General features: G+C 54.8%; 16 protein-coding genes, 1 other RNA gene and 3 pseudogenes. 3 read left to right on the top strand and 17 right to left on the bottom strand.

Annotation, left to right across the window (positions count from 1 at the left end; genetic code table 11):
* Positions 1–68: 68 nt before the first annotated feature.
* Positions 69–743: a TerC family protein gene (locus SD71_RS18510; protein WP_041066552.1), complete on the bottom strand. Its 675-nt coding sequence runs from the start codon at positions 741–743 to the stop codon at positions 69–71.
* Positions 744–866: 123 nt separating this feature from the next.
* Between SD71_RS18510 and SD71_RS18505 the strand changes: the two are divergent.
* A pseudogene (locus SD71_RS18505) lies at positions 867–1,601 on the top strand (TerC family protein).
* Positions 1,602–1,634: 33 nt separating this feature from the next.
* On the opposite strand, the gene thiI reads toward SD71_RS18505, so the two are convergent.
* The 6 genes and pseudogenes from thiI to SD71_RS18480 form a co-directional block, all read right to left on the bottom strand.
* Positions 1,635–2,852 (bottom strand): tRNA uracil 4-sulfurtransferase ThiI, encoded by a 1,218-nt coding sequence (thiI, locus tag SD71_RS18500; protein ID WP_041066550.1) that lies wholly within the window; start codon positions 2,850–2,852, stop codon positions 1,635–1,637.
* On the bottom strand, positions 2,849–3,469 hold the full coding sequence (locus SD71_RS26070; RefSeq protein WP_326998792.1) for a cysteine desulfurase family protein: 621 nt from the start codon (positions 3,467–3,469) through the stop codon (positions 2,849–2,851). Before SD71_RS26070 ends, thiI begins: the two co-directional genes overlap by 4 nt.
* 23 nt (positions 3,470–3,492) lie before the next feature.
* A complete protein-coding gene (locus SD71_RS26065; RefSeq protein WP_326998791.1) occupies positions 3,493–4,020 on the bottom strand; it encodes a cysteine desulfurase family protein in 528 nt (175 codons plus the stop codon).
* 89 nt (positions 4,021–4,109) lie between these two features.
* Complete coding sequence (locus tag SD71_RS18490) at positions 4,110–4,880, bottom strand: lytic transglycosylase domain-containing protein (RefSeq protein WP_052476398.1); 771 nt, start codon at positions 4,878–4,880, stop codon at positions 4,110–4,112.
* Positions 4,881–4,944: 64 nt separating this feature from the next.
* Positions 4,945–5,154 carry a DUF1540 domain-containing protein gene (locus SD71_RS18485; protein ID WP_041066548.1) on the bottom strand — a complete coding sequence of 70 codons (210 nt, stop codon included), beginning with the start codon at positions 5,152–5,154 and terminating at the stop codon, positions 4,945–4,947.
* Between the two features lie 79 nt (positions 5,155–5,233).
* Positions 5,234–5,733, bottom strand: a pseudogene (locus SD71_RS18480) (YpuI family protein).
* 225 nt (positions 5,734–5,958) lie between these two features.
* On the opposite strand from SD71_RS18480, the gene SD71_RS25170 reads away from it, so the two are divergent.
* Entirely contained in the window at positions 5,959–7,170 is a 1,212-nt protein-coding gene (locus SD71_RS25170) for a S8 family serine peptidase (protein ID WP_052476397.1), read from the top strand.
* Positions 7,065–7,826, top strand: a complete 762-nt coding sequence (locus SD71_RS23745) for a S8 family peptidase (RefSeq protein ID WP_235427239.1) — start codon at positions 7,065–7,067, stop codon at positions 7,824–7,826. The genes SD71_RS25170 and SD71_RS23745 overlap by 106 nt, the downstream gene beginning before the upstream one ends.
* Positions 7,827–7,910: 84 nt before the next feature.
* Here the strand turns inward: SD71_RS23745 and rnpB are convergent.
* From rnpB to glyQ, 10 genes and pseudogenes are all read right to left on the bottom strand, one after another.
* An RNA gene (rnpB, locus tag SD71_RS22560) (RNase P RNA component class A) lies at positions 7,911–8,385 on the bottom strand.
* Positions 8,386–8,462: 77 nt separating this feature from the next.
* A complete protein-coding gene (locus SD71_RS18470) occupies positions 8,463–9,578 on the bottom strand; it encodes a Nif3-like dinuclear metal center hexameric protein (RefSeq protein ID WP_041066545.1) in 1,116 nt (371 codons plus the stop codon).
* Positions 9,545–10,354: a tRNA (adenine(22)-N(1))-methyltransferase gene (locus SD71_RS18465; protein ID WP_041066542.1), complete on the bottom strand. Its 810-nt coding sequence runs from the start codon at positions 10,352–10,354 to the stop codon at positions 9,545–9,547. The genes SD71_RS18470 and SD71_RS18465 overlap by 34 nt, the downstream gene beginning before the upstream one ends.
* 2 nt (positions 10,355–10,356) lie before the next feature.
* Positions 10,357–11,190, bottom strand: coding sequence for a hypothetical protein (locus tag SD71_RS18460; protein WP_052476395.1), 834 nt, complete (start codon positions 11,188–11,190; stop codon positions 10,357–10,359).
* An 85-nt stretch (positions 11,191–11,275) separates the two neighbouring features.
* The gene (gene rpoD / locus SD71_RS18455; RefSeq protein ID WP_041066539.1) at positions 11,276–12,406 is read right to left on the bottom strand and encodes an RNA polymerase sigma factor RpoD; all 1,131 of its coding nucleotides are present in this window, start codon (positions 12,404–12,406) and stop codon (positions 11,276–11,278) included.
* Positions 12,407–12,439: 33 nt separating this feature from the next.
* Positions 12,440–14,266, bottom strand: coding sequence for a DNA primase (gene dnaG, locus SD71_RS18450; RefSeq protein WP_041066536.1), 1,827 nt, complete (start codon positions 14,264–14,266; stop codon positions 12,440–12,442).
* Between the two features lie 99 nt (positions 14,267–14,365).
* Positions 14,366–14,827, bottom strand: coding sequence for a YaiI/YqxD family protein (locus SD71_RS18445; RefSeq protein WP_082034349.1), 462 nt, complete (start codon positions 14,825–14,827; stop codon positions 14,366–14,368).
* A 174-nt stretch (positions 14,828–15,001) separates the two neighbouring features.
* Positions 15,002–15,807, bottom strand: a pseudogene (locus SD71_RS18440) (pyruvate, water dikinase regulatory protein).
* 25 nt (positions 15,808–15,832) lie between these two features.
* Entirely contained in the window at positions 15,833–17,914 is a 2,082-nt protein-coding gene (gene glyS, locus SD71_RS18435; protein WP_041066530.1) for a glycine--tRNA ligase subunit beta, read from the bottom strand.
* A complete protein-coding gene (gene glyQ / locus SD71_RS18430) occupies positions 17,907–18,794 on the bottom strand; it encodes a glycine--tRNA ligase subunit alpha (RefSeq protein WP_041066527.1) in 888 nt (295 codons plus the stop codon). Before glyQ ends, glyS begins: the two co-directional genes overlap by 8 nt.
* Positions 18,795–19,043: the final 249 nt, after the last annotated feature.

The raw sequence follows: 19,043 nt of genomic DNA, 5'->3' as shown, positions 1-19,043 counted from the left end.
CCTCAAGAAGGGAATGCCGGCTTATATGAAGGAAATTTAATCCGATGAGGAAATGAGTGTCATTTGTTTCAACTCCGCCTTGATTTACGGGAGCGGACGAATAAGGCAAACAGAATGAGCGCGCATAACGCGAAAATGGGCAGCAATTTTTCCAGCTCCGGGGTCAGTGAATGTCGAAAACCGCCGAGCCCCGGATCCTTGAGCATCATCTCAGCGGCCGTGTAACCCAGCAAGCCTCCGCCGACATATACGAGCCCCGGGAGCCGGTCGAGCAGACGCATAATAAAGGAACTGCCCCAGATAATAATCGGAATGCTCATGACGATACCAATAATGAGCATGGCCGTATCTCCGTCGGCAACGGCGGCGACGGCCAACACATTGTCCAGGCTCATGACAAAGTCGGCCACCACGATGGTCCAGACCGCGCCGGCGAGCGTAGAAGCCGCTTGAGGGCCTTCCGTCTCGTGCCGGTTGTCGACGAGCAGCTGGTACGCGATCACGAAGAGCAGCAGCGCTCCGGCCGTCTGCAGGAATGGAATATGCAGCAATGCTACCGCGCCTAACGTAAGTACGCAGCGCAGAACAACCGCAGCCGCCGCCCCCCACCATACCGCCCGTCTCCGCTGCGCGGCGGGGAGCCGGCGGCCGGCCATGGCGATGACGATCGCGTTGTCGCCGCTCAGCAGCAAATTAATGATGACGATTTCCAGGAATACCAAAAGATTTTCAACCGTTCCCAATGAGGCCACCCCCTCCTATCAGATTTATGTACAAGCCGCCGAGGTTATGTGGCGACATTTTTTGAATCCATATCCGATTCGCTTCGTATTACTTCTTTGACTAGGTTTAGGAGGGAACGCACAGTGGACTTTTTCAGCTTGGATTTTTGGGCGGCGCTCGTGACAATCGTGTTTATCGATTTGCTTCTCGCAGGCGATAATGCGATCGTAATCGGTCTCGCTGCAAGAAACTTACCGAAGGATTTACAGAAAAGAGCCGTGATTTGGGGTACGGTCGGAGCGGTTGCGATTCGCGTTGCCGCGACGGTGCTTGTTGTAACGCTGTTGAAGATTCCGTTTTTGCTAGCTGTCGGCGGAGTGATGCTGTTGTGGATCGCCTACAAGTTGCTGGTTCAGGGGGATCAGCATGCCGAGAACGTTCAAGCCGGCTCGACCCTGATGGCAGCGATCCGAACGATTGTGATCGCGGACGCAGCTATGGGGCTGGACAATGTGATCGCGGTTGCGGGAGCTGCGCACGGGGAGTATACACTGGTCGTTCTTGGGCTGCTGAGTCAGCATTCCGATCGTGGTTTGGGGAAGCACATTATTCATCAAGCTGATCGAAAAATATCAATGGATCATTTACCTGGGATCCGGCGTGCTCGCTTATACGGCAGCAAAATGGTCACTCACGAAAAACAATTCGCCGAGTTCTTTAACGAGAATCCGGTTCTCGCTTGGACGCTTATTTTCACAATGGTCGTAGTGGTTATCGTCGCCGGAATCTGGACGAACGCAGCCAGAACGCGCCGAAGGCAAGAGGCGCAGACAAGCCCCGCCGTCCCGGCGGAAAGAAAAAGCCGCGAATCGCATTAAGCTGCGATCGCGGCTTTTCTTTCTTCTTACGGTCTAAAACCAGGCGTCTTCGGCAGCGGACTTGTCCGAGCGATCCGTCTCGGTGAGGACGAGTGTCTCCGTGCCCGAGACCGCTTCCTCAATGAGATCTTGCAGCTGACTGCCGAGCTGGGATTCGGCGTTCTCCACCATGTTAAGATTGGGGTTGGTGGCCGGAGACTTGGGGACGAACAGCGTGCAGCAATCTTCGTAAGGCAATATGGAGGTTTTGAACGTACCGATTTTCTCGGCAGCCCCGATGATCTCCTGCTTGTCCATCATGATCAGCGGCCTCAGCAGCGGAAGCGACGCCGTGCGGCCGATGACGTTCATGCTGCCGAGAGTTTGGCTGGCGACCTGACCTAGACTATCGCCGGTTATGATGGCTAATGCTCCCCGCTTGTCTGCCAGCCTCTCCGCAATGCGAAGCATCTGCCGCCGCATCAAAGTAATGATTAAATTCTCGTTCCCCGTTTCGGCGAGCCGCGTTTGCAAATCGGTAAAAGGCACAAGATGAAGCTTGATGCTTCCGGAATAATGTGCCAGCCGTTGCGCCAGCGCCACGACTTTCTCCTTGGCCTGTTCACTGGTGAACGGATAGCTGTGGAAGTGTACCGCCTCCACCTCCAGGCCTTTTCGCATCGCCATCCATCCCGCCACAGGGCTGTCAATGCCTCCTGACAGGAGCAGCATTGCTTTGCCGTTCATGCCGAGAGGGAAGCCTCCGGCGCCGTGTACCACCACACAGTAAACGTAAACCGCCTCGTGTTGGATATCTATTTTCAGCTCCGTCTCCGGCTCCCTGACATCGACTCGCAAACCAGGGGAGTTCCGCAGCACGTAAGCGCCCACAAGACGGTTCATCTCCGGCGTATCGTGTGGGAATTCCTTCCACGCCCGCTTGACGGATACCTTGAAGGTTTCTGGTGCGGGTTCAACCGCTCTGATTAGTTCCAAAGCGCTCTCCCGGATGGCTTCGACATCATGACGAACCCTGACGACAGGGCTGAAAGAGAGAACACCGAACACGTCTTTTAATCGCTCGGCTACCGCTTCATATTCCTCATCGTTCAGGTGAATGAAGACGCGGCCGTAGCCTTTTTCATATTGAAGTGCAGGGAACGCCCGCAATGCCGACTTGATTTGCTGGAAAAGCATATTTTCGAACCGTCCCCGGTTGCGGCCTTTGATCGTAATCTCGCCGAACCTGACCAATAACAAATCGTATTTCATGCGCGGCTCCTTTCCAGCGGCTTAAGCTTCGCAATCGCCATTCTGAGCCGTTCGCCCAACACTTGAATGTCACGCTCGGTATGTTCGTCACCGAGGCTGATGCGCATGCTGCCTGAAGCCCGGTCCTCGTCCAGGCCCATAGCAAGTAACACCCTGCTGGGCTTCAAGCTCCGGGATGAACAGGCGGACTGAGTGGAAATCAATATTCCGTGTTTTTCCAACATGTGAACGAGCACCTCCGGCCGCATGCCGGGATAAGATACGTTCACGATATGGGGTGCGGTGCAGCGCTCATCAGCGTCCTTCCCGTAACCGTTTAAATGCAGCTCAGGTATGTCGGCGATGATTTCAAGGAGCTGCCTTCGCAAAGCGTACATATTCGCACGGTTCTCGTTCATCGATTCGATCGTGAAGCGGAGAGCTTGCGACATGCCGACGATTCCCGGCAGATTCGGCGTGCCCGACCGCCATCCATGCTCCTGTCCTCCGCCGCTAAGTACAGGCAGCAGTTCAATACCTTCTTTTACAAGCAGAAAACCGACGCCCTTCGGTCCGTGAAATTTGTGCGCCGATCCGCTGTATAGATGTACGCCCGCTTCTTTCCATGCGAAAGGCACCTTTCCGATCGCTTGTACGCCGTCTACATGATAACGAATGTGGGGTGCTTGGACAGCACCCGACCGATTTCTTCGACAGGCTGTATGACGCCGGTCTCATTGTTGACGTGCATGACGCTGACCAGTACCGTGTCCTTACGAATGGCATTCTCCACATCCTGCGGTTTGACTCTGCCCCGCTCGTCAACGGAAAGAATCGTCAGCTCGATACCGAACTGCTTCAGCTGTTGAGCGGTTTCATATACGGACGGATGTTCGACAGCCGTTGTAATGACGTGCCTGCTCTCTCTATTCACCTTAAAAACCGTGCCTTTGATCGCCAGGTTGTTGCTTTCCGTGCCGCCGGAGGTGAACACCACCTCGTCCGGCTTCGCCCCCATTCTCTCGGCGATGCTGGACCGTGCACGCTCGATCAGCTTCATGGCTTCCGCTCCGGACCGGTGAAGCGATCCCGCATTGGCGTAATGCTGCTTCATCAGCTCCGTTACCGTGTCTGCCACGGTGGGGTGGATGGGCGTCGATGCGCTGTGATCGAAATAGTAAGTGTTCATTTCATTTCCCCATTCATAATGAAAAGGACCAAAAACGGGCGTTACGGCGCCCGTCTTGATCCCCTGTCAGTTCAGTTGTGATTGTATGATCAGGCTTGCACGCGCCACCGCTCTGCAGCTTGCAAAACTTTGCCGATATAGTCCTGGGTTTCGCGGGGCAATGTGTTAAATTTCGCAGCGATATCGTCATCCGCAGCGATCCCGAGACGATCGACGCGGCCCGGTCCTGCATTGTACGCGGCGAGCGCAACCGATACGTTATTGTCGTATTTTCTCAGCAGATACGAAAGGAACCTTGTGCCCCCGTCAATGTTCTGTACAGGGTCGAAGGAGTCCGCCACTCCCAGGCCGCGGGCGGTACCGTCCATCAGCTGCATTAAACCTTTCGCTCCGGACTTCGAGACAGCATCGGACTTGAAGGATGATTCCTGGTCGATGACACCCTTGATCAAGGCCGCATCCACGCCGTACTTCAATGCCGCGGCGGAAATCAATGAATCATACGCCGATGAAGAGCCGGTATCCGAGGAAAGTTCGGCGCTCGGCGAGCGGTTTTCACCAGGTATCGTTACTGTCGGCGGCAATGCCGGCGCAGCCGCAAATAGGATGCGGTCCGCCTGCGGTAACAGAGCTTCTTCGGCTAATGTTCCCGAGGAGCTTGACAATTGGCTGAGCAGCAGCTCGAAAATTCCCGAAGCGTACCGCTCTCCGTACCGGATGCCGTAACGGATGCCGTAACGGCTAAAGGGTTCACCCCCGCCGTCCATTGTGACAGCAGCAGCTGCTTCATAATACGAGGATCCGTCGTTACATTCAAATCCGTTAGCTCCCGTAATCAAGTTGTTAAGTAATTCCATCATACAACATGACACGGAGCACGGCTAGTCCCGACATTTCCGGTTTTTACGCCATAAGTCTCAAGTTTTAGCGGCTCTTAGGTTGGAACGTTTGGCAGCAAGTGACGGATGAAGTTCCGGCTGAATCTTGATGGGAGAAAAATTCCTCTGCGAACTCTTCGTTCCAATGACTTTGCGCATGCTGATCAATTTCGATCGCAATCTGGTCGGCCCCGCAGCGGTTGCCCTGGTCCCAAAAAGTACAATTGCTGATACTGCAAACGACACCTTTCGGCAAGTAAATCACCCCCCTGTCTAGTGTGCACCCGGCCGATGCCGGTATGCGGACAGAGGGGTGGGGCTTGAAGGCAGCTTTGTTATTTCACTTGGCTTTGCATGCGGCGCTGCGTTAAATAATCACTCTCATAGTAGGCAAGGTCGTCACGCAGCTCCTCGTACACCCGTGATATCGCCAAGACGACGTCCCGTGCGGCGCGGACCGGTTTCACCCGGAAGCGGATGGCGTCCTGGCCTGTGTACGCGTAGCGCCCGTCTTCGGAGTAACATTCATTTTTAGGATAGAAAAAGGCGTTGACGCGTGGTGATACACTTCGTACAATATACGCTCGGCAAGATCAGTGTCAAAATTAGGGCGCCTTAGCACAGCACCGAGCTTCTCATAAGCCACTTCCGAAAAAACGAGCAAATGACGCAAGTCGGACAACATGCCGCTGTAAAAAGCGCGGCTCTCTTCATTGTCTTCCTGAACGAGCTCCGGCAGAGCGTGATTATTCAAGAATCGTTCGACTTCTTCAATGGCTGCCTTTAGTTTCTCACGGCTGGTTTCGGCTAGTCCCTTGACTTTGGTGGCTGGCATTATTGTTCCCCTTTCCGATTTGCGAAGCGCACAGCTTAAGTATGGCTGATTTGTCAACTGAAAGAGCCCCGCCTTGAAATCATGCGAAACTCCACATAAATGGTACCATAAAAACGGGGTAAGCGGTACTGGCAGCGATTAAAATGTGTTGTATATTTTGCCCGCGGGCTTTCATGCTAACGGTAGGAGCTCCCTGTTAACGGGGAGCAGAAGGAGGATGCCGTCATGCGCCGTTATACTTTTGCCTTGCTGGGCTTGTTGTTTACCGCCGCCATCGCGTTTCTGATCTTTCCCGTATCGCCGCCTCCTGTCGACCCCGACCGGACCATAGCGCACAACTCGTCTGATAACCGCTTGAGCAGTGCGCAAGAAGCTTCGTACAAACGTCAGGTCATGCTGAGCGACATCGCCGCAACGGACCGGCTCGCCCGTATGCAAGTAGCCCGTGATATGCAAAGCTTTTTGAGCAAATCCGACCAGGGAGTTACGAGAAAGTCGTTAGAGCAATTGCTTAAGACTCATCCGGAGCTGCGCAGGATTCAATGGTTCGACGGACAACGCTCGAAAGCAGCGGGCTGGCTCGCGCCTGAATTACAGAGAGACGCGGATCGTTACTGGTCGCTGGCCCGACAGTCGCTGCGCAAAGGGCGTCCCTACTCTTCACCTGCATTTATGTATGACGGTGAAAGCCACTTTGTGTCGGCGCAGCCGGCAGCAAGGACCGGAGCAGCCGACCAAGGCATCATTACGCTGGTGGCCTGCGATGTTGTTCAGCATGTACAGCGTAATCAGATGCGTAACCTGCGGTTGGTGCCTTACCCCGCTGAAGGAAGATACCGGATTGAATCCGCCGATGCCGATTCGCATAAGGATAACACGGTCCGAACGGGTGACGATAACGGTGATGTGAGCCATTACGCGGTGGATGAGATAGTGGTCAAATTTCGGGATCCGATCAGTGACTCTCAGCTGCTGCAGCTTCGCAAACAATTGGATTTGACGGTTGTCCGGCATTGGGGTCCTGTGTATGTGTTTCGTTCCAAACAACATTCGGCGGAGCAGCTGTCGCATTATTTCAGCAAATGGAATATTGAATACGCAGAGCCCCATTACTTATATTTAACCAACGAACTCGGCGGGGACACCGAAAATCCGGTGATCGTCCCTAATGATACGCTGTATTCCAAATACCAATGGAATCTGCCCGAAATCGCCACGGAAGCCGGATGGAATGTAAGCAAAGGGAGTCAGAACATTGTTGTTGCCGTAGTCGATACCGGCGTGCAGGCGGATCATCCGGATCTGAAAGGCAGACTGGTGCCGGTACGAATATTGTCGACCCTTCCCGTCCGCCGGAAGATGACGTCGGCCACGGAACTCACGTTGCGGGCATCATTGCGGCTGAAGTCAACAATAACGAAGGTGTCGCAGGCATGACGTGGTATACGAAAATTATGCCTGTCAAAGTGCTTGACAGCTCGGGGTCCGGCTCCACATACTCCGTGTCGCAAGGAATCATTTGGGCGGTGGATCACGGCGCCCACATTATCAATATGAGTTTGGGAAACTACGCACAGGCATCCTTTCTGCATGATGCGTTGAAATATGCCCATGACCGCGGAGTCATCCTGATCGCAGCCAGCGGCAACGACAACACGGACCGGCCCGGCTATCCGGCCGCTTACCCGGAAGTGCTCGGGGTCGCCGCTACCGATCCGAACGGCGTGCGGGCCGAGTACTCCAACTATGGCGACTACATCGATGTCGCCGCGCCGGGCACCTCGATACCCAGCACGTATCCCGGCAGCCGTTATGCCGCATTGTCCGGCACCTCGATGGCATGTCCGCATGTCGCCGCTCTCGCTTCTCTGGTCAAAGCGGCCAATCCGAATCTGGGCAATGATGAAGTCCTCGATTTGCTCCGCAAAACCGCCAAAGATTTAGGCCCTGCGGGCAAGGACAACAACTTCGGATACGGGGAAATCGATGTGAGAGCGGCCCTGAACTCGGCGATGGGCAGAGGCAACTCGATTCAAACGTTCCCACAGCGGATCAGGCTTGAGCTGCAGCGGCTTCTCGGGTTCTCGCGGTAGCGGAACTCAGTTCCACAAACAAAAAACTCACGACAAGCTGCTGAATGCAGCATTGTCGTGAGTTCCTTAGTTTCATCATGTTAGCCGGAAAGATTGCCGTAAGCCGGGTTCTGTGCTTCCGGTGGTGATCGCGGACGGCTTGCGCCGGCCTCCCACTAGAGAAGCGACAATCATCTTTCTAGGCCGTCCATTGCTGAACGGCTCAAGCGACCAACCCGAACGCACCCCGGGCAAGGGCTGCAGTTAAATGCGGCGTTCTCTTCGGTCTTGCTCCAAATGGGGTTTACCAGGAACAAAGTCGCCAGTGTTCCTCGTGGTCTCTTACACCACGGTTCCATCCTTGCCTGTGCCTATTTCCCGTTGGGGTCCCCGGAAAGTAATCGGAATATGCTTCGAAGCATCACGTCACTTTGTGGGGTTTTAAAGGCCATCGGCGGTCCATTTCTGTGGCCCTGATCCTTCAGCTCGCGCTGACTGGACGTTATCCAGCATTCTGCCCTATGGAGCCCGGACTTTCCTCTCGCAGCTCGAAGCCGCCAGCGATTGTCTGTCAAACTTTCCGGTCTGTAATGTATAGTATAGCGCGTATCCGCCATCGTGACAACGGCAATGAATGGAGCAGCTGCCAATCACTCGTTACCGTAACTTGAACGGTTCTGTGTCGATCTGCGACGCAAATACCTCTGTATTATAGCCTTTAGCCCGAAGCTGATCATTCAGCCATTGCGCCAGCTTTGGCTTCATGATCTTCTCCGCATTATGACCGGGATCGATAATCGCCAGACCGGCGGCTTCCGCATCCTGCGCCGAGTGGTAATCGATATCGCCTGTAACGAGAACGTCGGCGCCGGCAAAAGATGCGTGTCTGATATAACGCGATCCCGAACCGCCTAGAACCGCAACCTTGCGGATCGGCTTTGCCGGGTCTCCCACCATCCGCACAAAAGGCACTTGAAGTGCGCTCTTCACACGTTCGGCGAACTGCTCCAGCGTCTCTGCAGACGGCAGTTTTCCCACTCTCCCCAAACCGAACGAACGCCCCTTTAAATCCATGGAGTACAGATCGTAAGCGACTTCCTCGTAGGGATGAGCCTTGAGCATAGCGGCAATGACAGCCTTTCTCGCACTGTCCGGCACGACGGTCTCTATCCGGATTTCGGCTGCCTTTTCCATTTTACCCGCTGTACCGATAAAAGGATCCGTTCCTTCACGAGGCACAAAAGTGCCGGTTCCTTCAATATTAAAGCTGCAATGGCTGTAATTGCCGATCCAGCCGGCTCCGGCGGCGAACATCGCATTCCTCACCGCTTCATGGTGTGTTTCCGGTACGAAAACAACGAGCTTGGACAGCTTATCCGTGTGGATCTCTTCCAGCACATCGCGGCCTGCCAGCCCGAGCGCTTCCGCCATCCAGTCATTCATGCCGCCTTCCGCGGTATCCAGATTCGTATGTGAAATGTACACCGCGATGTCGCGCCGCAGCAGCTCTGCCGCTAACGCTCCGGATGGCGTGTCCGTGCGCAGGTGAGCGAGCGGCCGGTAGATGACGGCATGGTGAGCGATGATAAGTTCCGCATCTAACGAAACGGCCTCCCGGACAACGGCTTGATTCACGTCGAGGGCAACGAGAACGCGCTTCACTTCCTTGGCGGCCGAACCGACCTGCAATCCGATTTTATCTTCGGGCACCGCATAATGTTTCGGCGCAAGCCGCTCCATCAATTGGAGGATCGTTTCTCCACGGGCAAACATGCGAGCACCTCCCGGATTTCTCGTATATCCTGTTCCCATTCTTCCGCTTTAACGGCAGCTTCCGGAGCGTCAGAATGGTTCAGCTGTGAGACGACCCTTTCCTTCTTGGCGATTTCCTGCAGCCACTTTTTTTCAAATTCAGGACCAGGATTGCGCATAAGCAAAGGACCCATTTCATACATCAACGGCAGCGGAATTCGCGTTAAACAAGGCGCAGCGAGACTCGGATCATACAATCGGCTGTGAAGCACGGACCATTCGTCCCGATCCTCAATCAGAACGGCCCGCATGAGAGTGTAGATTACACCGTCTTCCTCCAGCAGCATTTCATGATCCAGCAAATATCGGTTCGCCGTGAGCCAGCTCCTAAGCGCGCCTTCCGCCACGTGCGGGGAGAGCACGAGCGTTCTCACGCCGAGCAGCCGGTCGCCCGCCTGGTCCAGGATGCGAACCATCAGGCTCCCGCCCATGCCCGCGATGACTACCGTATCTACTTCACCCGGAGTGAGAACCGCCAAGCCGTCGCCTAAGCGTACCGAAATGACCTCCTGCAGTGCCGCCTCCGTTACCTGCCGCTTCGCAGCCTCCACCGGTCCCCGGTGCACGTCGCCGGCCACCGCAAAACGCACCTTTCCGCTGCTTGCCAAAAAAACCGGGAGCAGCGCATGATCGGTCCCGATGTCAGCGAGCCGGGCGCCCGCCGGAACCCATCCGGCAAGCGCCGATAAGCGGCGGGACAGCTTCAAGCCTGCTCCGTTACCCTGTATATCTTCCATTATTAAGCAACCCATTCCATCCATTGTTTTCTCAATCGGAACAAACCGACTCCTGCAGCCGCAATCTTGCACAACAATTGTAATTGAATCCAGTCGGGATGAATATCCAGCAACGCTGAGTAAACTTCCGGCATGAACCACAAGATGAGCGCCAGCGCGAAAAACACCGAACCTGCCGGCTTGTAACGGACATGCAAAAACCAGCTCAACCAGCCGAACAAGAGCGCTGCGGGAAGCCAGAATATCTGCACCTCCAGCAGACTAGGGTCCGGCAAACGATCGGATAAAAGCGCTCCGTAGAGAATGACGAGACCTACCCAGCCTGCTGCGTGCAGAAGCGAGAGCCTTAGCAAAACACCGCAGCAGATCCACACGAGCGCGCATATGCCCAGCAGCACTGCAGGCCCGGCGCGTGCATCCCAATCTTGCAGGACGAGTACGGACAATCCGGCAACCGGCAAAAAGATCATAGCGGCCGAGATCCAGAGCAAGCCCTTGAGCGGCTGCTTTTCCCTCAACCATGCACCAAGCCCTGTGAAAGCCGCTGTGACGATTCCGGTAATAGCGATTTGCAATGCCGCTGGAAACGCGCTAAAATGAAGAACAATAATACAAATCAAGGCAAAACTGACAAATACAAGAAGCCAATGCTTGACCGATGCCTGTCCGATTTTCTGTACCGCGGCACCCACAATCCCTTTAGGACGCTCATTAAGATCATCCAAATATAAATTTTGCAAGAAATCGCAATACTGTTCGGGCAGCAGTTTGCCGCGGCGCCAGACGTCAATCTCATTCACAATCGTTTTCCGCTTATCATCGTCCAAAGCAGCCATGCCGACGTTTTCCCCCTTGCACGATTGGAAGAAAAAGACCTTCAACCGTTAAGGCGAAAGGTCTCTACTGGAAATGAGCTTATCCTTATTCGAGAAAATCTTTCAACCGCTTGCTGCGGCTCGGATGACGAAGCTTTCGCAAAGCTTTGGCTTCGATCTGCCGAATACGCTCGCGGGTGACACCGAACACTTTGCCCACTTCTTCCAAAGTGCGTGTCCGCCCATCGTCCAGCCCGAAACGAAGACGAAGCACATTTTCTTCCCGTTCGGTCAGCGTGTCCAACACGTCTTCCAACTGCTCTTTCAAAAGCTCATACGCAGCGGCGTCCGCCGGCGCCAAGGCTTCCTGGTCCTCGATGAAGTCGCCCAGATGGGAATCGTCTTCTTCCCCGATCGGCGTCTCCAGAGAGACAGGCTCCTGCGCGATTTTCATAATCTCTCGTACTTTCTCTACACTCAGTTCCATCTGTTCCGCAATTTCTTCAGGCGCGGGCTCTCTCCCGAGTTCCTGCAGAAGCTGCCGCGACACGCGGATCAGCTTGTTGATCGTCTCTACCATATGCACCGGAATCCGGATCGTCCTCGCTTGATCCGCGATCGCCCGGGTGATCGCCTGTCTGATCCACCAAGTGGCATACGTACTGAATTTGAAGCCTTTGTCGTAATCGAATTTCTCGACTGCCTTCAGCAGACCCATATTGCCTTCTTGAATCAGATCGAGAAACAGCATCCCCCGGCCCACGTAACGTTTGGCAATGCTGACAACCAGACGCAGGTTGGCTTCGGCCAGCCTTTTTTTAGCTTCCTCGCCTTCCGGTCCGCCGATCTCGATCTTCTTGGCCAACTCGACTTCATCATCTGCGGCCAGCAGCGGCACACGGCCTATTTCCTTCAGGTACATACGGACGGGATCGTTAATCTTAATTCCCGGCGGAAGCGACAGATCGTCGTCGAAGTTAAATTCGTCGCGCTCTCGCTCTTCCTCTTCACCATGACCGTGGCGTCCGATTTCGTCGTGATCGTTCACGACTTCAATCCCTTGATCCGCCAATTGTTCGAAGAATTCGTCAATCTGCTCCGGGTCTTGGTCGAATGGAGACAACTTCTCCATAATGTCTTTATAGGTCAAGGCCGATTTCTTCTTGCCCTGTTCCATAAGCTGCGCTTTGACTTGCTCCAGCGTCGATTCCGTCTCTGTGTGCTGATCGTTCGCCATTTCCGACTCCCTCCTCCCTGACTAGCCTGCGCATTATAGCTGTTTGCACTGCTGTTCCAGGGCACTGATCTCTCTTGCAATTTTTGCGGCTTCCATATTGTCTCCGGTTCGCATCGCCCGCTGCATTTCTTCCTTCTTCCGGTCTATTTCCCTTAGCAGCGGCGCCCGGCTGACAGAGCGAAGATAACCTTCCACAACCCGCTCGTCGAACGGGATGTCCTCCAGAGCAATCGCACTGGCGGCGCGTTCCAAGCGGTCATCTTGTAAAAATGAAATAAAACGGCCGACATCCGGATCGTTGCCTTGAGCGTAATAAGAATATAAATAAGCAGCAAGAGCCGCGTGATCCTCTACGTGAAATTCGTCCCCGAGACGGTTCTGAACCAGACTTGCCGTATCCCGATCCGACATCATCCACGACAACAGCTGACGCTCCGCTTTAATATAAGCGGGCAGCAAGGGCGGATGCTTGGATGAAGATCTCTTTTCATTCCATACATTATTCCACGATCCGGCCGGAATATCCCCGGTATTGCCCAATTTCTCCTGCCGGCGTACTTCCAGGCTTTCCTGCTTCAGCGTATCCAGCGAAACGCCGAATTCCTGGGCAAGCTCTTTCAGCAGCAGCTCCCGCTCCGTTGGAGACTCTCGTCGCGCCACAATCTTGACCGCGTCGCGCAAATACCGAATCTTCCCATCTTCTTCTAGGAGTATATGGGATTTCCTTAAATATATAAGCTGAAATTTGACTGCAGAAACCGCTCCTTCAATATATTCTCTTACGAAAGCGCCCGGCCCGTGATTCGTAATGAACTCGTCAGGGTCCATTCGATTCGGCAGAACGCTTACCCGGACGTGGAATCCGGCCCCTTCCAGCAGCGGAATGCTCTTATGTGCGGCAGCTTGTCCTGCGTCGTCACCGTCGTAGCAGAGCACGATTTCATCGGCAAAACGCTTCAGCACCGCCGCGTGCTCGGCCGTCAGTGCGGTGCCCATCGTGGCGACGCCGTTATGCACACCCGCCGACCAAGCTTTAATGCAATCGACGTACCCTTCAAAAAGTACCGCCTGGCGCGTCCGGCGCATCGCGGCCCGGGCTTGGTGCAGCCTGTACAGTGTGCGGCTTTTGTTGAACAAAGGCGTTTCCGGCGAGTTCAAATACTTCGGCTGGCCGTCCGACAGCAGCCGTCCGGCAAAAGCGATTATTTGTCCGCCGGCATCTTCAATCGGGAACATGACCCGATCGCGAAACCGATCGACCCAGCCTTCACCCTCTTGCCTCCGGGAAAGAAGTCCCCCGGCTTCCATCTGAGCCGGCACATACTCTTTGCGGTTCAACGCTTGGGTCAGTGTGTCCCATCTAGCCGGAGCGTAGCCCAGTCCGAATTCCTCGATCAGACTGTCGGTAAAGCCGCGCGAGCGCAAATATTCCATTGCCGGCTTGCCCGCTTCGGTGTTGCGAAGCAAATAATGGTACAGCTTGGCGGTATATTCATGAGCTTCCAGCAGCGTGTGCTTTGCCTTCTGCTGAGGCGAAGGCTCTTCGCCGCCGTGCACTGCCCATGTCACAGGGATGCCGGCCTCCTCAGCCAGCTGTTTCACCGCTTCAGGAAAGGTTTCCCCTTCCATCTCCATAACGAACTTAATGACGTTGCCGCCTTTGCCGCAGCCATAGCAGTGAAAAATCTGCTTCTCCGGCGTCACGGTGAAAGACGGTGTTTTCTCGGAATGAAACGGACAGAGACCCTTCAAATATTTGCCGTTTTTGGTCAAATGAACGTATCTGCCTACCGTTTCACCGATTTCATGCCGGCGCAGAACTTCATCGATGACCGTCTGGGGTATCATGCCGTAATTCATGTAATGCCACCTAAACTTTCTGGTGCAAACGACCTATCTTCCGGCGTAATCTCTCGTTGTCGGCCGCATTATTGCACATCATACAATTCGCCAAAAGACCTAATTCTCCTGCATCCCTCGCAATAGTGTTCTCAGTTTGTGTTGGAAGCGGATGCGATCTTCATCGGTGAACGGAGGCGGACCCTTGGTGCGCTTGCCTCCCCGCCGTTGACGCGCTGAGTGATGGCGCTGCTCCAGCAAGGCGTCGATGTCGGACTCGCGGATCTCGCGGCCCCGCGGGGTCAATATCGCTGCTCCGCGCGCAAGTCCAATGGCCGCCAGCCCGTAATCGCCGGTCACCAATACGTCTTGTTTGTTCAAAACGTTCGCGATATACAGATCGGCCGATTGGTCGCTCGCATCTACCGTAACGACATCCACAGAGGGCCCAGGCACAAGAACATGAGCGTGGCTGGACACCATTAGCGCCGTCGCCTCGCACTCCAGCACCGTTGCGGCGATTTCCGCCTTTACCGGACAAGCGTCGCCATCCACCACAACACGACGTCGTGCGAAATTCATCGACATCACCACACGTTCCGCCACAAATTGTCCGTACTAAAATAATACGATAAAAGGCATCGAAATCCTGCCTTCCTCCCGGAAAATTTCATCCCGCTACGTACTATATACACCAACTGTTATTCGACACTAACATATCCATTTCGACATCTGCGCGATCCCACACCTGAGGGTTTACCGCTGGAATCGCTCCAATATAAGGCTGGCGGTTTCCTCCACCGCTTTATTCGACACGTCGATTACGACGCACCCGATTTTATCCATCACCTGACGGGCGTGCTCAAGTTCCCTCTCGATCCGTTCCGGCGTCGCATACGGAGCCGTATCCGGAAGCCCCAAGGCTTTCAGACGTTCCTTCCGTATCGCATTCAGAGCGTCGGTATTAATCGTTAAACCGACAACCTTGCGGGAGGTACGGCAAACAGTTCGCGCGGCGGAACGAGTTCCGGCACGAGCGGCACGTTTGCGACCTTGAAAGTTTTGTGAGCCAGGACCATAGAAAGAGGAGTTTTAGACGTTCTGGATACGCCTACAAGGATAATATCCGCCTTGAGTATGCCGGTAACGTCCCGTGCATCGTCATAACGGACGGCAAATTCAACGGCCTCCACTTTGCGGAAATAGGCGGCGTTCAAGGCATGATTAAGTCCAGGTTCATGGCGAGGCTCGCGCCCCAGCGTCCTTTCGAGATTGTCGATCAGCCGGCCCAATAAATCAATCGCCGTTAACTTCCTTTTGGCCGCTTGTTCAACCATATAGTCACGCAAGAACGGGATGACCAGTGTGTACAGGATGATGCTCTGATCGGCTTCGGCCGCATGGATAACGGCGTCTATCCCTTCCCGCGTATGGATAAAAGCGGCTCTGCGAATGTGCACGGCCATGGGGTGAAACTGAGCCGCGGCCGCACGGACCGCAAGCTCTCCCGTGTCTCCAGCAGAATCGGACACCACGTAGACAGTTACGCTAACCTGTGACATAACGGCTGCTCCTTCCGTATGTTCGTTAACCTGCCAGCTTGGAAAAATCCGCGAAAGTTTTCACATCGTCGGCGATCAGGCCGAGCAAGGCCAGTCGATTGCGGCGCACCGCCTCGTCTTCGGCCATAACCATGACGGCTTCAAAAAAGGCCGCCACCGGTTCGCTCAGCGCGGACAGCGCCGCCAAAGCATCTTCCATCCGGACTTCGTTATATTGTTTGACGAATTTGCCGTGCGCTTGCTGCCAAGCTTCATACAGGCGGGTTTCCGCGGCATCCGCGAACAATCCCGGATCCACCTGACGGGAGTCCGCTTTTGCCGCAAGATTGGCTACCCGGTTAAAGGCTTCAACCGCCGGACGGAACTCGGCCTTCCTGCCCTCTGCCGTAACGTCCTGAAGCGCTTTTGCGCGCAGCACGGTGCGGCGGACATCCTCGGACCCGGCTGCCAGCACCGCGTCAATCACATCATAACGAACGTCGAGCTCGGCCAGTACGTTTTTGATCCGCAAAGCGAAAAACTCCTGCATTTCCTTCGTGATATCGAAAGCTTCCCGTTTCAGCCCTCTTTCCGCATGAACCTCCAAGACGATCTTGAACAGATCTGTCAGCGTAAGCTCCATGTCATGAGCGAGCAGCGTGCTGACGATCCCGGCTGCTTGCCGGCGAAGCGCATAAGGATCCTGCGATCCGGTTGGAATAATGCCGATCGAGAAGCAGCCGGCGATCGTATCGATCTTGTCGGCGATCCCGACAATGGCGCCTACAAGCGACTGCGCCGGGCGATCTCCCGCGTTGCGGGGCGAGTAATGCTCGTTGATGCCCCGGGCTACGCTCTCGCGCTCGCCCGCCTTCCGGGCGTAATCCTCTCCCATAATTCCCTGCAGCTCGGGGAATTCATAGACCATTTGCGAAACAAGATCGAATTTGCAAATATCGGCGGTACGGCTGACGGCCGTACGAACCTCTTCATCGGCGCGCAAATGCTGGGTGATACGATCGGAAATCGCGCGGATCCGTCTCACTTTGTCCGCTACCGTACCGAGCTCCTCGTGGTACACGATATTCTCCAGTTTCGCCGAAGCGTCCTCTATTTTAAGCTTCTTGTCTTCTTCGTAGAAAAATTTAGCGTCCGACAAACGGGCGCGAAGCACCTTCTCGTTGCCTTTAGCTACGACGTCAAGCGACAATCTGTCTCCGTTCCGCACCGTAACGAAATGAGGCTGCAAGCGGCCCTCGGCATCCAGCACCGGGAAGTAACGCTGATGCTCGCGCATCGACGTGATCAGTACTTCTTGCGGAATGTGCAGGAACGACGGATCAAACGAGCCTGTTAGAACCGTCGGCGTTTCCACAAGGAACAAGACCTCTTCGAGAAGATCGTCTTTCACCGCAATGTTCCATCCGCGTTCCTCCGACAAGCTGCGAATGCCTTCCATGATCGCTTTCCGTCTCTCTTCTATGTCTGCGATTACATGTTGAGCGCGCAGCCGGTCGACGTATACGGAAGGTTGTTCAACGACAGTGTCCTCACCCAGAAAACGATGTCCGCGCGATACATTTCCGGTCGCCACTCCTGTGATTTCAAAAGGCACGATATCCGAACCGTACAAAGCGACGAGCCAGCGGATCGGACGCACAAAACGAAGATCGTAGCTGCCCCATCTCATATTCTTGGGGAATGTCATAGATGTTATCAGAGCGGGCAGAGCGTCCGGCAGCAGCGATGAAGTTTCGGCACCGATGCTGCTTTTCTTCGCGTACACATATTCCACTCCGCCCAATTCGCGGAAGAACAACGAATCCGGGTCGGCACCCTGGCTGCGGGCGAATCCCAGTGCCGCTTTGCTCCAGCCGCCGGTTTCGTCCAGCGCGATTTTGCGAGCCGGTCCCTTTACCTCTTCATTGATGTCTTCCTGTTTCTCCGCAAGTCCGGCAACCAGCACAGCGAGCCGTCGAGGGGTGGCATAGGCCTTTACTTCCTTGTAACCCAATCGCGTGTCGGCGAGCCACTTTTCCGTTTTCTCTTTCAATTGCTCCATAGCGCCGCGCACAAAGCGGGCAGGCACTTCTTCCAAGCCGATCTCCAGCAGCAGATCCTTAGGCATGCTGTTCCGCTCCTTTCTTCAGCAGCGGGAATTCCAGCCGCTCCCGTTCCTGCAAATAGGTTGCAGCGACCTGGCGCGCCAAGTTACGAACCCTGGCCATATATCCGGTGCGCTCGGTTACGCTGATTGCCCCTCTCGCGTCCAGCAGATTGAACACGTGCGAACATTTCAGCACATAGTCGTATGCCGGGAATACGAGATTCTGCTCCATCGTTCTCTGCGCTTCACTCTCGTAAGTCGAGAACAATTGGAACAGCATGGCGGCGTCCGAAACTTCGAAGCTATATTTGGAATGCTCATATTCGGGCTGCTTGAACACGTCTCCGTATGTCACACCTTGAACCCACTCCAGGTCAAATACGTTTTCCTTCTGTTGAATATACGATGCCAGGCGTTCCATACCATAGGTGATTTCCACCGCTACCGGATGGCAGTCAATGCCGCCCACCTGCTGGAAGTAAGTAAACTGGGTAATTTCCATGCCGTCGAGCCACACTTCCCAGCCGAGTCCCCAGGCACCCAGCGTCGGGGCTTCCCAGTTGTCTTCCACGAACCGGATATCATGGTGCGCCGGATCAAGGCCGAGCCGCTTCAAGCTTTCCAGGTAAAGTTCTTGAATGTTGTCCGGTGAAGGCTTCATGATCACTTGGAACTGATGATGCTGATAAAGCCGGTTCGGATTCTCCCCGTAGCGGCCGTCGGCCGGACGGCGGGAAGGCTCCACGTAGGCGACATTCCAAGGCTCAGGGCCGATCGTACGGAGGAAAGTCATCGGATTCATCGTTCCCGCGCCTTTCTCGGTGTCGTACGGCTGTACGACGATACAGTTCTGTTCCGCCCAGAACTGCTGCAGCGTCAGCATCATTTGCTGAAAATTCATAGTTATTCGCTCCTTTGACCGTGAGAATATTGAACAACTTTCAGCTGCGGTAATCGCGGCAGTTCCGAAGACAATATAAAAAGCCCCCGTCCCACGTCCGCCTTGGCAGACATAGGGACGGGAGCTGAAGTTCCCGCGGTTCCACCCTACTTGATTTTCCTTAACCGCCTTAACCCGGCGCGGAAGGAAAACCCTCCTCTTTCCGATCCATGTCTCTCCAGAGCGCCCTTTCACCGATCCGTCTCTCCG

Source organism: Cohnella kolymensis (assembly GCF_000829465.1).
Taxonomy (GTDB): Bacteria; Bacillota; Bacilli; order Paenibacillales; family Paenibacillaceae; genus Cohnella; species Cohnella kolymensis.
This window is presented reverse-complemented; position numbering and strand designations above follow the sequence as displayed.

Bases quoted from the DNA above. Each gene is read 5' to 3' on its own strand.
- thiI (WP_041066550.1), bottom strand. From the start codon at position 2,852: ATGAAATACGATTTGTTATTGGTCAGGTTCGGCGAGATTACGATCAAA.
- SD71_RS26065 (WP_326998791.1), bottom strand. From the start codon at position 4,020: ATGAACACTTACTATTTCGATCACAGCGCATCGACGCCCATCCACCCC.
- SD71_RS18490 (WP_052476398.1), bottom strand. From the start codon at position 4,880: ATGATGGAATTACTTAACAACTTGATTACGGGAGCTAACGGATTTGAA.
- SD71_RS25170 (WP_052476397.1), top strand. From the start codon at position 5,959: ATGCGCCGTTATACTTTTGCCTTGCTGGGCTTGTTGTTTACCGCCGCC.
- SD71_RS18470 (WP_041066545.1), bottom strand. From the start codon at position 9,578: ATGTTTGCCCGTGGAGAAACGATCCTCCAATTGATGGAGCGGCTTGCG.
- SD71_RS18465 (WP_041066542.1), bottom strand. From the start codon at position 10,354: ATGGAAGATATACAGGGTAACGGAGCAGGCTTGAAGCTGTCCCGCCGC.
- SD71_RS18460 (WP_052476395.1), bottom strand. From the start codon at position 11,190: ATGGCTGCTTTGGACGATGATAAGCGGAAAACGATTGTGAATGAGATT.
- rpoD (WP_041066539.1), bottom strand. From the start codon at position 12,406: ATGGCGAACGATCAGCACACAGAGACGGAATCGACGCTGGAGCAAGTC.
- dnaG (WP_041066536.1), bottom strand. From the start codon at position 14,266: ATGAATTACGGCATGATACCCCAGACGGTCATCGATGAAGTTCTGCGC.
- SD71_RS18445 (WP_082034349.1), bottom strand. From the start codon at position 14,827: ATGAATTTCGCACGACGTCGTGTTGTGGTGGATGGCGACGCTTGTCCG.
- glyS (WP_041066530.1), bottom strand. From the start codon at position 17,914: ATGCCTAAGGATCTGCTGCTGGAGATCGGCTTGGAAGAAGTGCCTGCC.
- glyQ (WP_041066527.1), bottom strand. From the start codon at position 18,794: ATGAATTTTCAGCAAATGATGCTGACGCTGCAGCAGTTCTGGGCGGAA.